The organism is Hyalangium sp. (genome assembly GCF_045802625.1).
Lineage (GTDB): Bacteria > Myxococcota > Myxococcia > Myxococcales > Myxococcaceae > Hyalangium.
In genome coordinates this window covers 21,661-40,967 of record NZ_JBJMQP010000053.1, presented here as the reverse complement: position 1 = coordinate 40,967, position 19,307 = coordinate 21,661, and the positions used below count along the sequence as shown (strand labels likewise).

Annotated in this window: 15 protein-coding genes and 2 tRNA genes; 8 read left to right on the top strand and 9 right to left on the bottom strand. The window is 65.1% G+C overall.

Features of this window, described 5'->3' with window-relative positions:
• Positions 1-117 precede the first annotated feature (117 nt).
• From pstB to ACJ8AT_RS10260, 4 genes are all read left to right on the top strand, one after another.
• Complete coding sequence (gene pstB, locus ACJ8AT_RS10275; protein ID WP_407737562.1) at positions 118-861, top strand: phosphate ABC transporter ATP-binding protein PstB; 744 nt, start codon at positions 118-120, stop codon at positions 859-861.
• A gap of 14 nt (positions 862-875) precedes the next feature.
• The gene (phoU, locus tag ACJ8AT_RS10270; protein WP_407737484.1) at positions 876-1,565 is read left to right on the top strand and encodes a phosphate signaling complex protein PhoU; all 690 of its coding nucleotides are present in this window, start codon (positions 876-878) and stop codon (positions 1,563-1,565) included.
• A gap of 186 nt (positions 1,566-1,751) precedes the next feature.
• Complete coding sequence (locus tag ACJ8AT_RS10265) at positions 1,752-2,141, top strand: response regulator (RefSeq protein WP_407737483.1); 390 nt, start codon at positions 1,752-1,754, stop codon at positions 2,139-2,141.
• 104 nt (positions 2,142-2,245) lie between these two features.
• Entirely contained in the window at positions 2,246-3,526 is a 1,281-nt protein-coding gene (locus ACJ8AT_RS10260; protein WP_407737561.1) for a hemolysin family protein, read from the top strand.
• A gap of 90 nt (positions 3,527-3,616) precedes the next feature.
• Here the strand turns inward: ACJ8AT_RS10260 and ACJ8AT_RS10255 are convergent.
• A tRNA-Arg gene (locus ACJ8AT_RS10255) sits at positions 3,617-3,690 on the bottom strand.
• Between the two features lie 199 nt (positions 3,691-3,889).
• A complete protein-coding gene (locus tag ACJ8AT_RS10250; protein WP_407737482.1) occupies positions 3,890-5,278 on the bottom strand; it encodes a styrene monooxygenase/indole monooxygenase family protein in 1,389 nt (462 codons plus the stop codon).
• Between the two features lie 1,277 nt (positions 5,279-6,555).
• On the opposite strand from ACJ8AT_RS10250, the gene ACJ8AT_RS10245 reads away from it, so the two are divergent.
• Positions 6,556-7,317: a hypothetical protein gene (locus tag ACJ8AT_RS10245; RefSeq protein WP_407737481.1), complete on the top strand. Its 762-nt coding sequence runs from the start codon at positions 6,556-6,558 to the stop codon at positions 7,315-7,317.
• A 28-nt stretch (positions 7,318-7,345) separates the two neighbouring features.
• On the opposite strand, the gene ACJ8AT_RS10240 is transcribed toward ACJ8AT_RS10245, so the two are convergent.
• From ACJ8AT_RS10240 to ACJ8AT_RS10230, 3 genes are all read right to left on the bottom strand, one after another.
• Positions 7,346-7,942, bottom strand: a complete 597-nt coding sequence (locus tag ACJ8AT_RS10240; protein WP_407737480.1) for a hypothetical protein — start codon at positions 7,940-7,942, stop codon at positions 7,346-7,348.
• 616 nt (positions 7,943-8,558) lie between these two features.
• Positions 8,559-10,457 carry a glycoside hydrolase family 88 protein gene (locus tag ACJ8AT_RS10235; protein WP_407737479.1) on the bottom strand — a complete coding sequence of 633 codons (1,899 nt, stop codon included), beginning with the start codon at positions 10,455-10,457 and terminating at the stop codon, positions 8,559-8,561.
• 150 nt (positions 10,458-10,607) lie between these two features.
• On the bottom strand, positions 10,608-11,249 hold the full coding sequence (locus ACJ8AT_RS10230) for a CHRD domain-containing protein (RefSeq protein ID WP_407737478.1): 642 nt from the start codon (positions 11,247-11,249) through the stop codon (positions 10,608-10,610).
• A gap of 125 nt (positions 11,250-11,374) precedes the next feature.
• On the opposite strand from ACJ8AT_RS10230, the gene ACJ8AT_RS10225 reads away from it, so the two are divergent.
• Positions 11,375-12,259 (top strand): LysR family transcriptional regulator, encoded by an 885-nt coding sequence (locus ACJ8AT_RS10225; RefSeq protein WP_407737477.1) that lies wholly within the window; start codon positions 11,375-11,377, stop codon positions 12,257-12,259.
• 42 nt (positions 12,260-12,301) lie between these two features.
• Here the strand turns inward: ACJ8AT_RS10225 and ACJ8AT_RS10220 are convergent, their stop codons facing one another.
• Complete coding sequence (locus ACJ8AT_RS10220) at positions 12,302-13,768, bottom strand: clostripain-related cysteine peptidase (RefSeq protein ID WP_407737476.1); 1,467 nt, start codon at positions 13,766-13,768, stop codon at positions 12,302-12,304.
• 361 nt (positions 13,769-14,129) lie between these two features.
• Positions 14,130-14,215 (bottom strand) — tRNA-Leu (locus ACJ8AT_RS10215).
• Between the two features lie 102 nt (positions 14,216-14,317).
• On the opposite strand from ACJ8AT_RS10215, the gene ffh reads away from it, so the two are divergent.
• Both ffh and ACJ8AT_RS10205 read left to right on the top strand, forming a co-directional pair.
• A complete protein-coding gene (gene ffh / locus ACJ8AT_RS10210) occupies positions 14,318-15,961 on the top strand; it encodes a signal recognition particle protein (RefSeq protein WP_407737475.1) in 1,644 nt (547 codons plus the stop codon).
• Positions 15,962-16,166: 205 nt separating this feature from the next.
• On the top strand, positions 16,167-17,519 hold the full coding sequence (locus tag ACJ8AT_RS10205) for an Ig-like domain-containing protein (RefSeq protein WP_407737474.1): 1,353 nt from the start codon (positions 16,167-16,169) through the stop codon (positions 17,517-17,519).
• Between the two features lie 51 nt (positions 17,520-17,570).
• On the opposite strand, the gene ACJ8AT_RS10200 is transcribed toward ACJ8AT_RS10205, so the two are convergent.
• Together ACJ8AT_RS10200 and ACJ8AT_RS10195 are read right to left on the bottom strand one after the other, a co-directional pair.
• Positions 17,571-18,671, bottom strand: a complete 1,101-nt coding sequence (locus ACJ8AT_RS10200) for a TIGR04552 family protein (RefSeq protein WP_407737473.1) — start codon at positions 18,669-18,671, stop codon at positions 17,571-17,573.
• Between the two features lie 106 nt (positions 18,672-18,777).
• Positions 18,778-19,278, bottom strand: a complete 501-nt coding sequence (locus ACJ8AT_RS10195; RefSeq protein WP_407737472.1) for a toxin-antitoxin system YwqK family antitoxin — start codon at positions 19,276-19,278, stop codon at positions 18,778-18,780.
• Between the last annotated feature and the right edge of the window lie 29 nt (positions 19,279-19,307).

The window sequence follows — 19,307 nt, the reverse complement described above, 5'->3', positions numbered from 1 at the left end:
CCTCATCGTCGATGACGAGCGCGACCTCGCCCAGCTGAGCTTGTTGATATGACGCTCCAGCGAACACTGCCTGAGACGCTGTCCATGACCCTCCCGTCGCCCAATCCCCGCTTCAAGATGGAGGCTCGGGAGCTGACGCTCCGCTACGGCACCAAGGTGGCCGTCAACCAGGTGAGCCTTGCGCTCCCCGAGCGGCAGGTGACGGCACTGATCGGCCCCTCCGGCTGCGGCAAGTCCACCTTCCTGCGCTCGCTCAACCGGATGAATGATCTCATCCCCGGCTCCAGCCACACCGGCACCATCCTGCTGGACGGGGCGAGCATCCACGCCCGGAGCGTGGACGTGGTGGACCTGCGCCGCCGGGTGGGCATGGTGTTCCAGAAGTCCAACCCCTTCCCCAAGTCCATCTTCGAGAACGTGGCCTACGGCCTGCGAGTGGCGGGGATGAAGGACAAGGCGCAGCTCTCCGCCCGGGTGGAGAAGTCCCTACGAGGCGCGGCGCTCTGGGACGAGGTGAAGGACCGGCTGGAGGACAGCGCCCTGGGCCTGTCCGGCGGCCAACAGCAGCGCCTGTGCATCGCCCGAGCGATGGCGGTGGAGCCCGAGGTGCTGCTGATGGACGAGCCAGCGAGCGCCCTGGATCCGATCGCCACGGCGAAGATCGAGGAGCTCATCCACGAGCTGAAGGCCACGTACACGATCGCGATCGTCACCCACAACATGCAGCAGGCGGCGCGGGTGAGCGATCGGACGGCCTTCTTCTACATGGGCGAGCTGGTGGAATGCGGGGCCACGGAGCAGATCTTCACGAACCCGCGAGAGAAGCGCACCGAGGATTACGTCACCGGAAAGTTCGGGTAGGAGCGAGGCACGCCATGCCAGCAACGCACACGGACAAGGCTTTCGAGCAGGATCTGCGCGACTTGCGCGAGCGGCTGTTGGCCATGGGGGCCAAGGTGGAGACGCTCATCGCCCAAAGCGTGCGAGCCCTCACCGAGCGGGACTCCGCGCTGGCCGAGAACGTGATCAAGTCCGACAAGGACGTAAACCGGCTGGAGGTGGAGATCGACGATCTCTGCCGCCGCATCCTGGCGCTGCGGCAGCCCGCGGCGAGCGATCTGCGCCTCATCACCACGGCGCTGAAGATCGTCACGGATCTGGAGCGCATCGGGGACCTGGCGGTGAACATCGCCGAGCGCGCCATCGATCTGAGCCAGGTGGCGCCGCTGGCGCCCTACGTGGACACGCCGCGGCTGGCGGAGCTGGCCCAGCAGCAGGTGAAGAAGGCCCTGGACGCCTTCGTGTCCAGCGACGTGGCCAAGGCCGAGGAGGTGCTCAAGGGAGACGATCTGCTGGATGCCCTCTTCCTGAAGATCTTCAACGAGCTGCTGGCGTACATGATGGAGGACTCGAAGAACATCCGGCGGGCCACGGCGTTGATGTTCATCGCCAAGCACCTGGAGCGCATCGGCGACCACGCGATGAACGTGGCGGAGATGGTCGTCTACATGGTGCGCGGCAAGGACATCCGCCATCCGCTGAGCCGGAACATTCCTCAGGAGTAGGAACCGGCGCGGCACTTCACGCCGCTGTCACTCCGATTTCCCGCGGCCGCCTCGGAGCGGTCACGTCGCTCCCTCCCAGGCCATGGAGCGGCAGCCACGAGCGAGTCCCTGTCCGCCCCCCTGCTCCCCGAGCCAGCCTGCTCCGGCCCCCGGGGTGAATGAGGGAGTGACGCCGGGGAGTTTCCCTTGCGTCAGGGAGGATCTTTGAGCCGACCGTCAGACGATGCACACAGAGTCCTAGTCGTAGACGACGATGCGGACTGGCGAGAGTTCCTGAAGGTGTGCTTGGAGGATCTCGGCTACGAAGCCATCGAGGCGTCAGACGGGCAGGAGGCCTTGGACTCGCTCTCTCGTGAGCGGTACGGGGTCATGCTCCTGGACCTGAACATGCCGGGAATGAGCGGCCTGGAGGTCGTCGAGCGGATGCCTCGCAACACACAGCCGCGCATCGTCTTCCTCACCTCCGCGGCGGCGCAGGACGTTGGCAACGCTCTAATGTCGGGCCCTCACTACTATCTCCCCAAGGGGGCCAGCCGCGACCAGCTGTCGCTGCTCCTTCAGTCGCTGAACGCCTGAGCGCCTGGCGGCAGGAGCGGTGGAGGGCTGCCCGGCACACTCCACCGTGAGTAGGAAACCCTTGAGTGGAGGCCATCATCGCGTCGGAGCTCCTCATCGTCCTGCTGCTCGTGCTGGCGAACGGTGTCTTCGCCGGCGCGGAGCTCTCCCTGCTGACGCTGCGCAAGACCCGGCTGCGCGAGTTGCTGGATGAAGGGAGCCGGGCGGCCCGGCTGATCGCCACGCTGCGCGCCAACCCCGAGCGCCTGCTCGCCACGGTGCAGATCGGCATCACGGTGATCAGCTCGACGGCCGCGGCCTTCGGAGGCGCCTCGCTCGCCCACCCGCTGGCGGGCTTGCTGGCCCGGCTGGGCGTGGGCGAGCCAGTGGCGGAGCGCCTCGCCTTCGCCCTGGTCGTGGGCGCGATCTCCTTTCTGTCGCTGGTGCTGGGCGAGCTGGTGCCCAAGTCGCTCGCCTTGCGTTACTCGGAGCGGTACGCGCTGCTCATCGGCCGCCCGCTCTATGGACTGTCCTGGCTGGTCCGGCCGCTGGTGTGGCTGCTGACGGCCAGCTCCAACCTCCTCCTGCGCTTCTTCGGAGACCGCACGAACTTCACCGAGGCGCGCCTCTCTCCCGAGGAACTGCAGCAGCTTGTGGAGGAGGCCTCGAAGGCGGGCACGTTGGATCCCCGCGCCGGGGAGATCGCCTCGCGCGCGTTCGATCTGGCGGCGCTCACGCTGGCGGCGGTGATGGTGCCTCGCAACCGCATCGTCGCGCTGCGCCGGCACGCGAGCACCGAGGAGCTCCGGCAGCTCCTGCTGGAGCATGGGCACTCGCGGCTGCCGGTCTACGAGGACACACTGGACAACATCGTCGGCTACGTCATCGCGAAGGATCTGCTGAGCGTGGCCTGGGAGGGGAACCTCATCCTCCTCGAGGACGTGCTGCGCCCGCCCTACTTCGTCTTCGAGACCATGCGAGCCATCGACGTGCTCAAGGAGCTTCAGCAGCGCCGCATGCAGCTGGCCATCGTGGTGGACGAGCGCGGGGGCGTGATGGGGCTGGTGACGATGGAGGATCTCGTCGAGGAGCTGGTGGGAGACATCCTGAGCGAGACGGAGACGCCGGAGGAGTTCATCCGGCGCGAGAGCGCGACGAGCGCGGTGGTGCAGGGCACGGCGAGCCTCCGGCAGCTCAACCGCGAGCTCGGCCTGGAGCTGGAAGAGGGCCATGGGTACTCGACGGTGGGCGGCCTCTGCTCCGCGCGAACGGGAGACATCCCCAAGCCGGGGGCCCGGCTGACCCTGGACGATGGAACGGTGCTGGAGGTCCTGGACGCCACGCCGCGCCGGGTGCGCACGGTGCGAATCCTCCTGGCGCCCGAGCACTCGGCCTCGGCTCATTGAGGGGGCAGGAGTGGGGCAACGCAGCGGCCCCAAAGCGAAGGGCCCGGAACCCTCAGGGAGTCATCCCTGCGATTCCGGGCCCTTACACAGCGCGCGATACAGGATTCGAACCTGTGGCCTTTGGCTCCGGAGGCCAACGCTCTATCCAGCTGAGCTAATCGCGCAGGAGGCCTACAACCGAGGGCACAACTAGCCGACTTCCCCAGTTGACGCAAGCACGCAATCCCACAACCGATGACAGGGCGACGCCACTTCCGGACACTGTGCCCCCCCGGCACTCCGCCAGCCAGGAGCACCCGCTCCCTACCAGAGCGAGCGGCCCTCCCTGGCGGGACAATCCGCTGGGGGCGCTAGGAGCGCAGCTCAGGCCGCGATCTTGATCGCGGCGACGGTCGGGTGACGCGGCTCCAGCCCACGCCACTGGCGGATCTCCTCCCAGGCCACGCCCACGGCTCCGGCGGCGATGGCCCGCAGCCACGAGCGGCCCGTCACCTTCTCGATGAACCCGTGCACCTTCTGACGATCCTGCAGCACAGGGGTCAGCGTCCGCGGATCGTTGAAGTTCTCGACGAAGGCGTTGGCCAGCATCTGCTGGCCGCTGGAGTTGTCGAAGCGGCCGTCACTGCCGTACTGGGCGATGAGCAGATCGCGCGCGCCGGGCGTCGGGGGCTCCAGCAGCATGTTGCTGAAGGCGTACGTCGCCGCGCCGTGATCCGCATAGAAGCGCTCGAAGGTGTCCGTCATCCACTGGGCGTCGAACGGCCGATCCCCGTGGGCGATGACGCACTCCACCAGGTTGCGCACCATCTTGTTGCCGTTGTTGGCGCCCTGGCCCGCGATCGGATCCAGCGACATCGCCGTGTCGCCGATCGCCGTCACCAGCCGGCCCGACGGCAGCCGCCCCACCGGCTTGCGCACGGTGGGTGCGAACTTACCCACCAGCCAGCCCAGGGGATCGGAGACCTCGGCGTTCTTCACCCAGTTGTAGTCCCAGGGCATGAACTCGCGGATCACCTGCTTGGCGATCTCCAGCACCTGCTCGCCCGACTTGGCCCCCCCGAAGCGATCCATCGGGCCGCCCGGCAAGGCCTCGAAGACCATGTTCCAGCTGGCCCCCGCATCCTTGTGGTAGTACGGCACGAAGAGGGTCTCCCCCACCCCACCAATGGTGTTGTTCTTCACCGGGAGCATGGGGACGCCGTTGAAGCCCATGGCGGGGCCCTTCACGCACACCATGGCCAGGTGGCGCTGCGGCTTGTCGTAGATGCTGCGCTCGGCATCCCGCTCGAACAGGCGGCTGAGCTCCGCGCGCCCCGCGGCCACGATCGTCAGATCGTTCTCGGCGGAGATCTGATCCAGGCGCTCGAGGTTGATCGACTCGATCTGGAGCTTGCCGCCGCGCTTGACCAGCTCGAGCATCCAGGCGTGGCTCTGCAGGCGCAGATCAATGGAGAGGCAGGGCCGGCGGAAGGTCCCCGTCATCGTCAGCATGCGGTTGCCCGGCACCGGGCAGAGCGTCATGTGCATGCCGTCCGTCCACGGCGCGTCGTTCTCCCAGGAGCCGAGGCCCAGCTCGTACTCGAACTGGAGCGACAGATCGAAGCGGGTGGCGGTGCCGGTGGGCCGGCTCTCATGCAGCCACTGCTCAGGCGTCCGATCCGAGTAGAGCGTCACCTCGTAGCCCGCCTTCAGGAGGGCGTGGGCGGCGAGAAGTCCGGCCTGTCCAGAGCCAATGATCGCAATACGGCGCATGGTGCCCTCCCTAGGGGAATGAAGTCGAAGGTGCCGGGTGGCGTTGCGGCTGCTCGCACTTACTTGCTTGCTGCGACAATCCTAGAAGGTTGCAACGGCTATGCCCTTTCCCCGTTGAGCGGGGATGCGGCGCTGCGTCATGTCTCAGGGCCGTCTCTTTTCCGCTGACAAGGCACAACCGAGGCTCTCGGCCTCCGTTGAATGGGCAAAAGGCCCCAGATCAGCTCCGTCAAAAACGGACATTCCAGTCTTGTTGTAATTCCATGGATACCAAGCACCGCGGATCTGCTAACCCCACTCACAGACACTCCGGTTGGAATTCAGAGTCAAATCAGACACATGGGTTTGAAAAACCCCTATTATGCAACCAAGGATTTTCATTGAGGCATGAGCCAAGGAGGGACCTGGATCGGCCCCCCTCTGGCTGGGAGCCGTGTCAAAAAAGACATCTCAGGTGACGGAAACCCCGTCGATTCCCTCAACACCCACCTGTGGCACCAGGTGAGCGACGCTCTTCCGCTTCCGGCGCATCGCCGGGTGTTCAAGGGGTGGGTCAGCAGCACCTCAACGAAGAGACTCCCCAGATCCTCTGCCTCAGCAGGCCCATCGCTATATAGGAGGCCCATCGCTATATAGGAGGAGAGTCGGCTCACGATATAAGAGGAGACTCGGCGCACGTGGCGGCGGCAATCTTGATCCTCGATCAGGAGAGGATGCCGGGGGCTTTTTGGATCCTGGGTTCCGCCGCCACATCAAATCCAGGGGAGAGCAACAGCTCGAAGTCGAGGGTGTGGGATGAGGACGGAGAGAACGAGCTTCGCGAGAAGGCCGGCGCGCACAGACATGGCGAGGGCCACGAGAGAGCGTGAAGCGCGGGTGCTCCCGGTTGCGACGCGCACTGTGGATGCCCACCCTGGACGTCGTCAGGTTCACTCCCTGACTCATGCTCGCAACGGGCAGTCGCTGGCCGAGGGCAATGAGATCAAGGGGGTGGGTCGGCCCCAGAATATGGGTTATGACCGACTCTACCTCTCGTGTTATCCATGTCTTGGCCAACCCAGTCGGATCAAGCCATACCCTTCAGCACACCGTAAAACCCGCTTACTCAAAAAAAAAGACTGAACCCGCTAGAAGTTTTTGACCCGCGCATAAAAATCCACTACAGTGACGTTCGTTAAGTCGGCGGTCGGGGGGAAGTAAATTTCTAAAAGTTACCCGCAGCCCCTGTGTCGATGCTCGAAGGGGGTCCAGGGACACCCAATCGAGGAGACCCCACCATGATGAAGCGAGTTGCAGAGCGTATCGAGGGCAACAAGAAGCGTCTGGATCAGTCGGCCCTGATGATGTTCGTCCAGGACGCCAACGTGGATCCGCGTCGGCGTTTCGGCTTCGTGCCCTGCATGGCGCCGTTCGTCATGGGCTTCTCGGATGTGAACAAGTACGGCCTGCGCGACGAGCAGTCCGCGGACCCCACCCAGCAGATCATCAACACGCACAGCCAAGAGGATGATCACCACTGGGGCATGTACCTCAAGGATCTGCGCACGCTGGGCGCCAACACCCAGATGGACCTCAACGGCGCGCTGCGGCTGCTGTGGGGCGATGATCGCCAGGCCACCCGGCAGACCATCTACAAGCTGATGGGGCTCATCGAGGACACCTCCCCCGCCGTGCGCCTGGCGGTGGTCGAGGCCATCGAGGCCACCGGCGATGTGGCCTTCACCCGGTTCAGCGACCTGGCCAACGAATTCGAGAAGGCCACCGGCAACACGCTCTGCTACTTCGGCGCGCTCCACAAGGATCTCGAGAGCGGCCACGCCATGGGGACCGAGGACATCGAGGGCAAGCTGCAGACCATCGAGCTGACGCCCGAGCAAGAGGCCGAGGCGATGGGGCTGGTCGACGAGGTCTTCGAGCTGTTCCACCGCATGTTCGACGAGTGGATGGAGTACGCCCAGAAGCACCAGCCGGACGCTGGCGCCGCCGTGCGTGTCCGGACCGTCAACAAGCGCAGCACCGCGGTCGCCGCCCCCGCCTAGAGGCTAGAGGCGGCGCCCCGCGTGGGCGCTACTTCCAAGCGATGTGGTAGATGCAGTGGTTGTTGCCCCGGGAGCGGCATGCTCCGGGCACGTGCTTGACGCTGGACGTGCGCTCGAAGCGCTGCGCCATGGACGTCAAGATGCCCTCGTCGAACGGGCACGGGTACGGCGTGGTGCACTTGCTCACGATCAGCTTCTTGCCCAGCTGTCGCTCGTAGCCGTAGTTGCCGATGCGATCGATCTTCTTTCCCGTCGCGGGCGAGAAGAGCGGCACACCGCTCATCGCGTGATTCATGTGGTACGCCACGTCGATGGCCTGGATCGCGGTGTCGATGTCCACGACCGTCGGCGGAAACACGGCGTTCTTCGGAATCGCCAGGCCGACCTGGTGCTGGATGTACGCACCGAATTCCTTGCCGATCCGCTCGAAGGCGCGCAGGAACGCGCCCAGCGGGTACCACTGATCCTTCTGGAAGATGATCGAGCCGTCGCCTCCGCTGGCGCCGAGCCCCTCGTCCAGCAGGATACGGTTGCCCAGCAGGGAGAAGTTTCCGAAGCCATCCACGATGGCTTGAAGATTCGCGCCCAACACATCCACATCCGCGAACTGGTCAGGAGTCTGCATAGTCAAGGTGCTCTCACAACGAAGGTTGAGGTGAAACTCTGCGACCGCGAAGACGAAGAGCGCGGCTCACTCGGGGGAAGGGTCCGAGTGGGCGGTATACCGCGTTCCCCTTGCGCTAGTGGAGGCGCGAAGACGTTCGAGTGGAAGAAGCAAGAGCGAGCGAGGGCCCGTCACCGAGCGCCCTCTCGAAGCAGGTGGCGATGAGGAAGCCCCCTTCCGTGGGCGCGCAACGCGCCCCACGCATGGAGGTGGGTGGACTCTGGAGAGGGTCGCGCCGGAGGCGGCGCCTTTCGTGCTCAAGCGACATCCATGCTCCTAGGTGGTTCCCCTCCCGTGATCACCGAGTGTAGTGCACCGTGCACTTTCGTCTACCCCCCTGTCGGATCCACTCGTCACTCGCAGATAAGTCGGAGTCCTCGCGCTTTCCTGTGAAAGCCTTCGTTCAGGCTTACTCCCCCGCCACGCGCACCTGTGCGTGTCCCCAGCCTGCTCGACGCGCAGAGCGATCTGCCCTCCCTTAGGCGTGAACTGGAGCGCATTGCCGAGCAGGTTCGAGAAGATCTGCAGCAGGCGATCCCAGTCGGCCAGGACGGCGGGATCTGGCCCGGGCCATCCGCTATGCCCTGGAGGATGAGCGTCGACCCCTCCCCAGGAGCCACAGCAACAGTCCCACCAGCGCCATCATGGAGCCCGGAGCCGCGGCGCACCCCTTACTCTCCCGCTCGGGCGGGGTCTCGGCAGGCGGATCCGAAACCTCCGGCGCTCCCGTCGGCGGTGGCTCCCCGGCCGCTGGAGGGCTCGGCTCGCTCGGGCTCGGGCTGGTGACAGGAGCGCTCCCGAGCCTCACGCTGTGCCCACTCACCCGGAGCTCGTTGTCGAAGTGGCCGCTCTTGAGCGACACCTTGCCGAGATCCGTGATGGCAGGCGCATCGGAGCGGAATCCGAAGTTGTCGGCCAGGAGCACCTCGTTCCCCCCCGGGGGCCTCACCCAGACGCTGTAGCGCTTCGCACCGAGATCCGCTCGCATGCGGACGTGGTAGGTGGCGTTGATCTCGTAGGGCAGGCTGGCGAGGGCGGCATAGTCGCCCCCCCGGCGCACATCGAAGAAGCCGCTGGGGTTCAAGCGGATGAGCAGGGACAGGCTGGAGTAGGCGGTGACGTTGGTGGCGCGGCCCGCGTATCCAATGACGGCGTCCACGGGCTTGCTGAGCGGAGTCACATCGAACTCGGCCACCTGCACCCCGGTGTTGTTGGCGCCCAGGTCATGCAGGCTGCCCGGGAAGACGAGCGTCGAGTACCAGCCGCCCGCCCTCGCCAGCTTGTAGCGGATCAGCGCCTCGACGAAGTAGTAGTCGCCGTAGATGAGGCTCTTGTCGATGTCGCTCCCTGGCGGATTAACGGGCGTCATGTAGAACCCCACGCCATGCAGGAGGATGCCGGGGCTGCTGCTACCGGAGGCCAGGTAGGCCGACGAGCTGAGGCTGTCGAGCATCGCGAGGGCCGCGTTCCGGTACCGCTGCGCCACGGCCGGGTCCGTCACGTAGGTGCTCAGCTCCTGGAGCGCCGAGGCGACGGCGGCGGCCGCGGACGAGTCCTTCACCTGTTGGCCCGCGGGCGCGTTGAAGTCCCAGAAGGGAATGGAGTCCGCCGGCAGGTGGTCCAGGTAGTAATTGGTGACCTTCTGCGCGGTCTGCAGCATGCGCGCATCACGCGTGTACCGGTACGCCATGGTGAAGCCATAGATGGCCCAGGCCTGGCCGCGCGCCCAGGTGGAGCTGTTCGAGTATCCCTGGTACGTGCCCCGCGAGCGGATGTGGCCCGCGGTGTCGTAGTCCACCACCTGGAAGGTGCTGCCATCCGAGCGCACCATGTCCGTCATGGTCTTCAGTGCATGGTTGAGGGCCATGTCGTTCCAGGCGGGATCGCCTCCATTCCGGGACGCCCAGAAGAGCAGCTCCAGGTTCATCATCGTGTCGACGACTGTCGGCACCTGCCAGGCCGGGTTCCAGTCACAGCACTTGATGACCCCCACCGTGGAGTTGTAGCGGGTCGCCAGTGAACGGGCGGCCGTCAGGAGCACCCCCTGGTAGTAGGCGTCTCCCGTCAGGCGGTACGCCTGGCCGAAGCTGGGCATGAACTTGAAGCCCAGATCATGCGTCTGCGTGTTGGTCTTCTGGAGCTCCAGGTTGCGCGTCCACGCATCCCCCCGTGACTTCCAGGTGGCATCGCGGCCCTGGTCGTACATGAGCCAGAGCAGGCCGGGGAAGAAGCCCTGGGTCCAGCCCACCATGTCGTCGTTGCGCACGAGCTTCCACGTGCCGTCGGTGCTGGCCTTGGGATACTGGTTCGTCGGCACCGCCGGGTTCGTGGCCGTCTTGTTCAACTGAGTCCGAGCGAACTGCAGCGCCCGATCCGCCGCCGCGTCATCGAAGGCCTGGGCCGGCCACGCCGCGAGCACGCAGAGGCTCCCCACCAGCAGCCAACCCACGGATCGTTCCCGAAGTCTGACAGTCATGCACACCCCTCCCCTGTTGCTTGAGGAAGATGGGGTGGGCGTAGCCCGCGACCAGTGGCACGCTGGCGGAGGCGCTGTCCACGCATCAACGTCTCGGCTGGCTCGGTCCCTCGCTCGCGGCTCCTGCTCTAGCGGGCGATGCCAGCTCCTCTACTCCTGGGCGGCGTAGATCTGACCGCGCATCTCTCCGTAGTAGGTGTGCGCCTTGGTGTGGAGGTTGAAATAGAGCACGCCCTTCCTCGCCAGGTACTCCAGGCCGGCGATGGTCTTGGTCTGGGTGGGGAAGCCCAGCTCGGCGGGGCAGCTCTCCGGCAGCGCGGGCTTCAGCCCCTTGGGCATGTCCTTGATGAAGACCATATTCTTGTTGGTGAGCTCCAAGGTCATCTTGCCGTTGACGAACTTCTTCGACGCGCCCTCGTCCGCGCCGAAATCCACGATGATGGGGCCCAGGACTCCCGGAGGGCCGCAGTGGATGTGGAACATGATGATGTCATCCGGGTTGACCCCCTGGATGTCGACCTCGACATAGGCCTTGCTCAGATCCTTGGCGAAGCGGATCTGCCCATAGCCCCGGGACTTGCGGCTCTCGCGCGGCACCGAGGGAGCCGTGCCCGACAGGCCGAGGCTCTTCTCCACCAACTTCGGAGCGTCCGTCTCCTCTCCCGGTTGCTGGGAGGGGCTCATGTACGCCTCATAGACCGTGAAGGTCGTCGCGCCCAGGGAAGGGTCCTTGGCGTGGGCAGGCAGCGTGGACAAGGCGAGGGCGAAGGCGAGGACGGCTGGCGTGCGCATGGGGCATTCCACCTGGAAGTTGGGGGCTTCTTTCGTAGCCCCCCGAGCGCGCGGCCGATGGCCAAAGACGGACATGCGGTGTCCAATCGCTGTGCAGCGAGGAATCCACGCAGCGAGGCACGAGCATGGATCTGGAAGAGTTGAGGGCGTTCCTTGACGTGGTGGAGACCGGCTCGTTCCTGGCCGCCGCCGAGTCCCTGGGCGTGTCGCGGACCACCTTGAGGCGCCGCGTCGAGGCGCTCGAGGCGCGCGCCGGCGTGCCGCTCCTCAAGAGCACGCAACAGGGCATCGTCCTGACCGAGGCCGGGGAGCTGCTCGCCCAGCGCGGCCGGATCATGATGCAGGAGACGAGCGCCCTGCTGGCCTCCATCCGCGAGGTGGGCCAGGAGCCCTCGGGGGTGCTCCGGCTGGTGCTGCCCGTGGGGCTGCCGCCGCATCTGCTCACTCCGCTCTTCGGAGCATTGCGGTCCAACTATCCACGGCTGAGTGTCCACGCCCGCCTCAGCGACAACCCCCTGGGCGAGCCGCTGGACAACGTGGACCTGGCGGTCCACTTCGGAGAGGACACCCCCCGGGGGCCGTGGCTCTCGCACGTGGCGATGCGGGTGCGAGAGGGGCTGATCGCCAGCAAGGAGTACCTGCGGCGGCGAGGAGTCCCACGCTCCCTGCAAGAGCTGCAAGGCCACGAGCTCTTCTCCTGGGAGGCTCCGGGAGACGATGCGCGCTCCTGGCCCACGCTCCGAGGCGCCGTGTTCACGGTCGAGCCGGCGCTCATCACGGCGGACATCCACCTGATCCGCACCTGCTGCATCGCCGGGTTGGGCATTGGCCTGATCCCCAGCGTCGAGCTGGCGGATCCCGACACGCCCGAGGATCTGCTGGTGCCGGTCCTGCCAGACCTGGTGGGGCGCGAGCGCCCGGTCCGTATCAGCGTGCCCGAGGCGCTCTCGGAGATTCCCAAGATCAAGCGGGTGCTCTCGCACATCCGCCAGTTCCTGGAGCCGCTGTGAAGCGGCGCCCGGCGTGACGTGCGAGAGCGCGACCGGGCTCGGCTACGAGCGCGGGGTGCTGCTGTACGTCTTGATGACGTTGTTCCAGTGGCTGTTGAGCCAGGCGGATCCGGCCTTCTTGTAGTCCGCATCCACGGAGCCACGGGGCGCGTAGACGGTCAGGCCGGTGGACGCGGCGTAGGGGTTGCTCGACCGGACAGGCGTGAGATTCCGGCTGTCCGGGACTGGGATAGCGACGTCGCGTGAGCCGGAGCTCTTGCCGGCCGTGGAGCTGATCCCGACGCCCTTCTCCGTGGTCGTCTTCGCCAGCTCGGCCAGGAGGGCATTGGCCGCCGTCTTCAGGCTGGCGTTGGTGGTGCTCGCCGCGACGCGCTTGGCGAAGTCACCCAGATCCATCTGGTCCGCGTCATCGAAGCGCAGCGCCTTGTCGTACGCGCCGCGCAGCGTCTTGTCCTGCAGGCCGCCGGCCTTGACCAGCGCGTCGCTGAAGTCGTTCAGCTTGGTGTTGAGCCCAGGCAGCTTGGACAGGTCCGTCACCGACACGGTGACGTTGTCCTTGGGGCCCGCGGCGTACGAGTCCTGCACGGCCTTGGCCATCTGCTCGGCGCTGACGGAGGTGTCGCCGTCGAACAGCTTGCTCACGCGGCTGAGGAGATCCGTGTAGTTCCAGCCGGTGCCCGGCTCGACCTCCTCGCTGCCCACCAGGAAGTCCGCGCCCGCGGCCTTGGCGGTGTCAGCCACCTCGACGGTGGCCATCAGGCACGCGTCCGCCGAGAGGATGTCGATCTTCTGCGGCAACCCGGTGAGCGCCTGCTTCAGCTCGTTCATGTCCAGGTTGCTGTTCGGGTGGTCGTCATACGAGACGCCGCGCCAGTCGTTGCCGTGGTCCCACAGGTCCACCATGTAGTGCTTGGACTGGGTGTTCTTCTGCACGTAGTCCAGCGCGGCGCGGAGCACCTCGGGGCTGCCCGTGTCCAGCTCGCCGTTGCCCTTGGCCAGCAGCTTGCCCAGGTCCGAGTTCGGGTCCACCTGGATCTCGCGCGAGATGACCTTGTTGGACTTGTTCGGATCCTTGGTCACGTACATGAGGCGCGTGCCGGTGTTCCAGTTGTTCACGGGGTCCTTGAGGCTGCCACCATCCACCAGGGCGATCATGTTCAGCTTGCCCGGAATGGAGCCGCCGCCGGCCTCCATCTCGTTGAGGTCGGCCTTGCCAAAGCTCTCGAGGTTGTTGTCCGCGTTGAGGTTGACGAACATCGTCCAGTCGGCCGCCGGGATGTCCTTGGGGCTGATGGGGCCGGCGCCGGGAGGCAGCGACGGAGCCGCGCCCTGGACCTCACCGGTCAGCACCGCGGGCCGGGACTGGGTGCCGCGCTTGGAGTCGAACGCATCGGACCGCGGGGAGACCAGCTCGTTGCCACGCTGGGGCGGAAGCGCCTTGGTCGTCGGCGGCGAGGCGGAATCGGAAACAGAGCGCGGGAGGGGGGACTGGGGGTTTTGGACTTTCATGTCAGGACTCTCGGGCTATCCCTGCGATGGTGCCGGTGGAAGATTCCCAAAACATTAAACCCCGGATAGCGCGCGCCCGTCCAGCGCTGGCGTGGAAGCCGAGTCATCCCGACTGAAAGGGTCGCTCGGGTCTTCCAGCCATGGGCGCAAACGCTGTCCGTGCCTATCCACGTGCGGCCAGGCGCGCGCCAGCGCTGAGTCGGCTGGATTCACCGGGGAGCGGCCCGAGCAGCCCTCCCCGAAGTCAGCAAGCGGACAGGCCTGCGCCCCATCGGTTGGAACACGCCGCGGCACCCGTCCGCCAGGCCCCCGCGCATCCTCAAGGCCGGCGAATTTCTCAATAACCTCCAGGGTTTGAGAGTGCACGAGCCGGGGATCGAACCCGGACGGCCCTTTCGGGCCAGCGGATTTTAAGTCCGCTGCGTCTGCCAGTTCCGCCACTCGTGCCCGAGTGCCTCTTCTGGAATCGGGACCTTCTCTCAACTGCTGGACGGCCGCAATGCGCTCAACGGTCGATTCCGGCCTGCCCTTGTTATAAAGCCGCCCGCCATGCTCGAGACTGTCACCAAGGGCTTCCGTGCCGCCAAGAATCGCCTCGCTGGCAAGAGCGAGCTCTCCCAGGACGTCGTGGACGAGTCCCTCCGCGACATCCGCGTCTCCCTCCTCGAGGCCGACGTCGCCTTCGATGTGGTGAAGAAGTTCGTCGCCCGCGTCCGCGAGAAGACGGTGGGCGAGGTGGTCCAGACGACCATCACCGACAAGTCCGGCCAGAAGCGCAAGGTGAGCCCGGCCGACTACTTCGTGAAGATCTGCCACGACGAGCTCGAGGCCCTCATGGGCCCGGTGGACACCAGCCTCAAGCTCAAGCCTCGGGGGCAGCTGAGCGGCATCATGATGGTGGGCCTGCAGGGCTCGGGTAAGACGACGACCACGGGCAAGCTGGCCAACAAGCTCCTCCAGGAGGGGCGCAAGCCGCTGCTCGTGGCGGCGGACATCTACCGCCCGGCCGCCGTGGACCAGCTCAAGGTGCTGGGCGAGCGGCTGAAGGTGCCGGTGTACCACGAGCCGAATGTGCCGCCGCCGGAGCTGGCGGCGCGCGGGTATGCGGCGGCGCGCGAGCAGAAGTGTGACGTGGTGCTGATCGACACGGCGGGCCGGCTCGCCATCGATGAGGCGCTGATGGCGGAGCTGGAGGCCATCAAGGGCAACGTGCACCCGGACAACATCCTGCTGGTCTGCGACGCGATGATCGGCCAGGACGCGGTGCGCACGGCGGCCGAGTTCGACCGGCGGCTGGCGTTGGACGGCTTCATCCTCACCAAGCTGGACGGTGACGCGCGTGGTGGCGCGGCGCTGTCCATCAAGGAGGTGACGGGCAAGCCGATCAAGTTCCTCGGTATCGGCGAGGGAATGGACAAGCTCGAGGAGTTCCGGCCGGACGGGCTCGCGGGCCGCATCCTGGGCTTCGGCGACATCGTCGGCCTGATGAAGGACTTCGAGAAGGTCGTCGACGAGAAGAAGGCCGAGGAGGACGCGCGCAAGCTGTTGTCCGGCAACTTCTCGATGAAGGACTTCGTCGAGCAGATCCGAATGGTGCGGCGGATGGGGCCGCTGAAGGACTTGCTGGAGAAGTTCCCGCTGTTCGGGGACCTGACGGAGCAGCTGAACCCGGACGAGAAGGAGCTCACGAAGATCGAGGCGATGTACGACTCGATGACGGAGAAGGAGCGCCTGCGGCCGGATCTGATCAACGCGAGCCGGGTCGATCGCATCGCGAAGGGCAGCGGGCGCAAGGTGGAGGACGTGCGCGAGCTGCTGCAGAAGTTCGGGATGATGCAGCAGGTGATGGGGACGATTGGGCAAAACCCGGGGCTGCTGGGGAAGATCCCGGGGTTCAAGCAGCTGGGGCAGCTGTCGCAGCTGAAGAACATGGACCTGTCGAGCATCATGGGGAAGGACAAGGTGATGCAGCAGGCCATGGCGGGGATGGGAGGGATGGGAGGCCTGCCCATGCAGATGCCGCAGATCGCCCCGGGCTACACGCCGCCGATGAGCCAGGCGGCGATGGCCAAGGCCCGCCTGATGGGCTACGCGCCGCCGTCGGCGGCGGGCAAGGCCGAGGACCGGGACGCCATCAAGGAGCGCCGCAAGCGCGAGAAGGCCAACCGGAAGAAGAACCGGAAGAAGAAGTAGCCCTCTCCCCCCCTGCCTCCGGGCCGCACCGTCCCGCTTCATGGACTTGGGAGTCCAGGTTCGTGGACGGTGCTCCTGAGAGCCTCCACTGCAAGCCGCTGGCGTTCGAGAGGGGAACCGTCTTTCCTGCGCCTCCAAGAGCCTGATTTCAGGCCAGGAGCGTCCACCGAGCGCTGTGGAACGCCCCTTGCTTTGGAGGAGCAGCATGTCCCAACTCAAACGCATCGTCCCTCTGCTACTGGCCGTCCTGCTGTCCGCCTGCATCAACCTCCCCGAGGTCGCGGAGCCTGAATCCCCGGATGCAGGGGGCACGCCCGACGCAGGCTCCACGCCCGACGCAGGCACACCCGCCGACAGCACTCCTCCCACCATCACCACGGCCTCACCGCTTCACGGTTCGACCAATGTGCCCACCAACACTCAGTGGGTCCTCACGTTCTCCGAGCCCATGAACGTGACCACGGTACAGTTCAGCATCGCACCCACGGTGGCTCTCAGCGCCTCGACGTGGACGAACGGAAACACCCAGCTCACGCTGCAGCCGGCGGCGCCGCTGTCACAGAACACCACCTACACCCTCGTCGTTGATGGCAAGGACCTGGCCGGAAAGGCGCTGGCGGACCGCAAGGCGTTCTCGTTCAGCACGACCGGGCCGGCTCCGGACACCACGCCTCCCACAGTCCTGAGTTTCAGCCCGGCCTACGCAGCCATCGGAGTGGCTCGGGATGCAGTCGTCACCGTGACGTTCTCCGAGCCCATGGACAAGGCTTCTGCCCAGACGGCCTTCGCCATCACCTCACCACCGGGGTTCAAGTTCGGAGTCTTCGGCTGGAATGCGGCCGGCACCGAGATGACCTTCAACCCAGACACGGACTTCGCCTACGGCACGGAGGTGATCTGGAGTGTCGCCACCACCGCCAAGGATCTGTCCGGCAATGCGCTGGAAAACAACGTGACCAGCACGTTCCGCGCCGTACGGCAGAACACCGTCACTCTCGACTTTGATGTACGCACAAGCGGTAATGCCTCTGCACCGGATTACTGGAGAAACGGTGGTGCATATAATTTTGAATCAGTTGGGGATTGGTTTGGAGATAGCCAGAATCGCCTCCTGCTTGGCTTCAAACTCGATGCGCTTCCAGAAGAACTGACTCACATCACCTCCAGCAGACTTAAATGGTATATCACTGGCCAGCGCGGCACTCCCTTTGCCGTCCTTGGCCGACTCCTCCTTGAGCGAGTGTATATCGGTGAAACAATTGCATACTCTGGCGCAGAATCAGTCAATCCTGACGCCAAGGTCCAATACGAGTCACCAGCGCTAAACCCTCCTATCATCGTCCCGAGCAATGCCATAACCACGATGGGGACCTTTGACGTGACCTCGTTCGTGACACAGGATTGGGCAGACAGAGGCAGTCGCAACACCAAGCGCTCTCAGTTCAGGCTCCGATTCGAGGTACCAAGCGACAATGACAGCGCTTATGACGACATCTACTCAGACGTAGAGCAGACTCCCAAGTTGGCGGAACTTGAGGTCACCTACGAGTACCCGTAGCACCTGAACTCGGACTCGTGAGGCCACTGCGCCGCAGAATGCAAGGGTTCATCAACCCTTGCGCTTAGGGACTACAAGGCCCCGCGCAAGGCGGCGCAGAACACGCCGCTTCTGTCGCCGCTTATAGAGCTTATGCGCATTCTCACCCTCCTCATTCAGCCGTGCCGTTTCCTGGTCCATGATCTGGAACTCCACCAGCGTGAACACGATACGGCTCTTCCGCGAGCGCTGATCCTCTTCAGGAGTGGTGAGATATGCATCCATCCGCAAAGGCATATCTACGATGAAATTGAGGGCGCGGTAGGTGCTTCCTGAAAATTGATTACTGCCACGGTCCTCACGATCCTCGTAATCGCGATCCAGATGCAATTGCGCAGCGAACTCCTCGAAATGAGGGTAGTCCTGCAGCACCGACTTGAATGAGATAAGCGAGTTCTCTGTCTGCCCCGGTACCAAGAGGTGGAAGGGAAACAGACGCTGCGTGAGGAAGTAGAGGATCGGAAGAATGTCAGCCCGGTTCTTCGTGATGATGCGGAACCGCGTCCGATCATAGACCTGAGCCGCCACCGTCTCCTTCTTCGCAATCAGCTTGGTGACGAGCGAGTCGCGCGTCTTGATGGAGTGCGCGAACTCCACCACCGGCAACCCCCTGGCCTGAATCTCCTGGGCCACCGCCAACACCTTGTCTGTTACCAAGTCCGCCAATCCCGCCTCGGAGACGGCCAACCGGAAGAGCAGGTCCCGTCCTTCGATGTGCTGGATGACGTGCATCACCTTCAGCACGATACAGGCGATGCGGCGATACTTCGGCAGTCCCTTCGCCCCGGACGCATAGAGGAAGAGATCGTGGATCTCCGGGGGGCTGGCCACTGCATCCGCGACCCGGTAGTCGAAGGTCTTCCGCAGGTACTCCACGGCGTCCGCGAGAACCAAGCGCGCCCAGGCTTCATCGTCAGCCCGCGAGAGGTCGAGCTGGCAGAGCCGCAGGAAGTGGTCCACCTCCTCGCGGGACTGGAAGTGCATCCGCCGCCAATCGATGACCGAGCCCCCACGGAGGATGAGCCGGAGGCGCTCCAGCTCTCGGAGCCCCATCTCCGCTACGGTGCAGATGGGGATTTCGGGCAATAAGGGGGCGAGGGACACGACCTTCACAGGGGCGCTTGTATCCGAGCCCGTAGGTCAAGAGCAACGCACAGGAACAAGAAAGGCCCTCCTCCGCTGGGAAGGAGAGCCCTCGGTACTGGAGCAAGGAGGAGAGCTACTTCGCGTCGACCTGCTTGTCGTCGCGGAACTGCGCCTCGCGAACCAACTTGCCGTCCTCGGAGAACTCCTGAGTCAGGCCGTGACGCTTCCCGTTCACGTACTCCTCAATGAGGCGCGGCTTGCCATTGAGGAAGTACTGCACGCGCTTGCCGTGGTAGCTGTCAGCGCTGAATTGGGTGCGACCGGTCTGCTTGCCAGTCTCGTCGTAGAAGGTCCAAGTGCCGCTGCGGAATCCTTCAAAGTACTGCCCCTCGAAGCGCTTCTGCCCATTGGGGTAGTACGAGACAGCCGGGCCGTGAGCGAAGTTGATGCCATTCACGGAAATCGTCTTGCGGCAATAGATGCTCTCTTCCGGAGTACCGAACTGCTTGGTCCCCGCTGGACAGTTCAACTGGGGAACCGTCCCCGACTTGGGCGCTGCATCCTCCGCCAACGCTGCGGTGCCAGCGAGGCTCAACCCCAGGGTCAAGGTGCGAATCAGCTTCGAAGACAACATGGGTTCTCCTTTTGAAGGCCGCCGGAAGC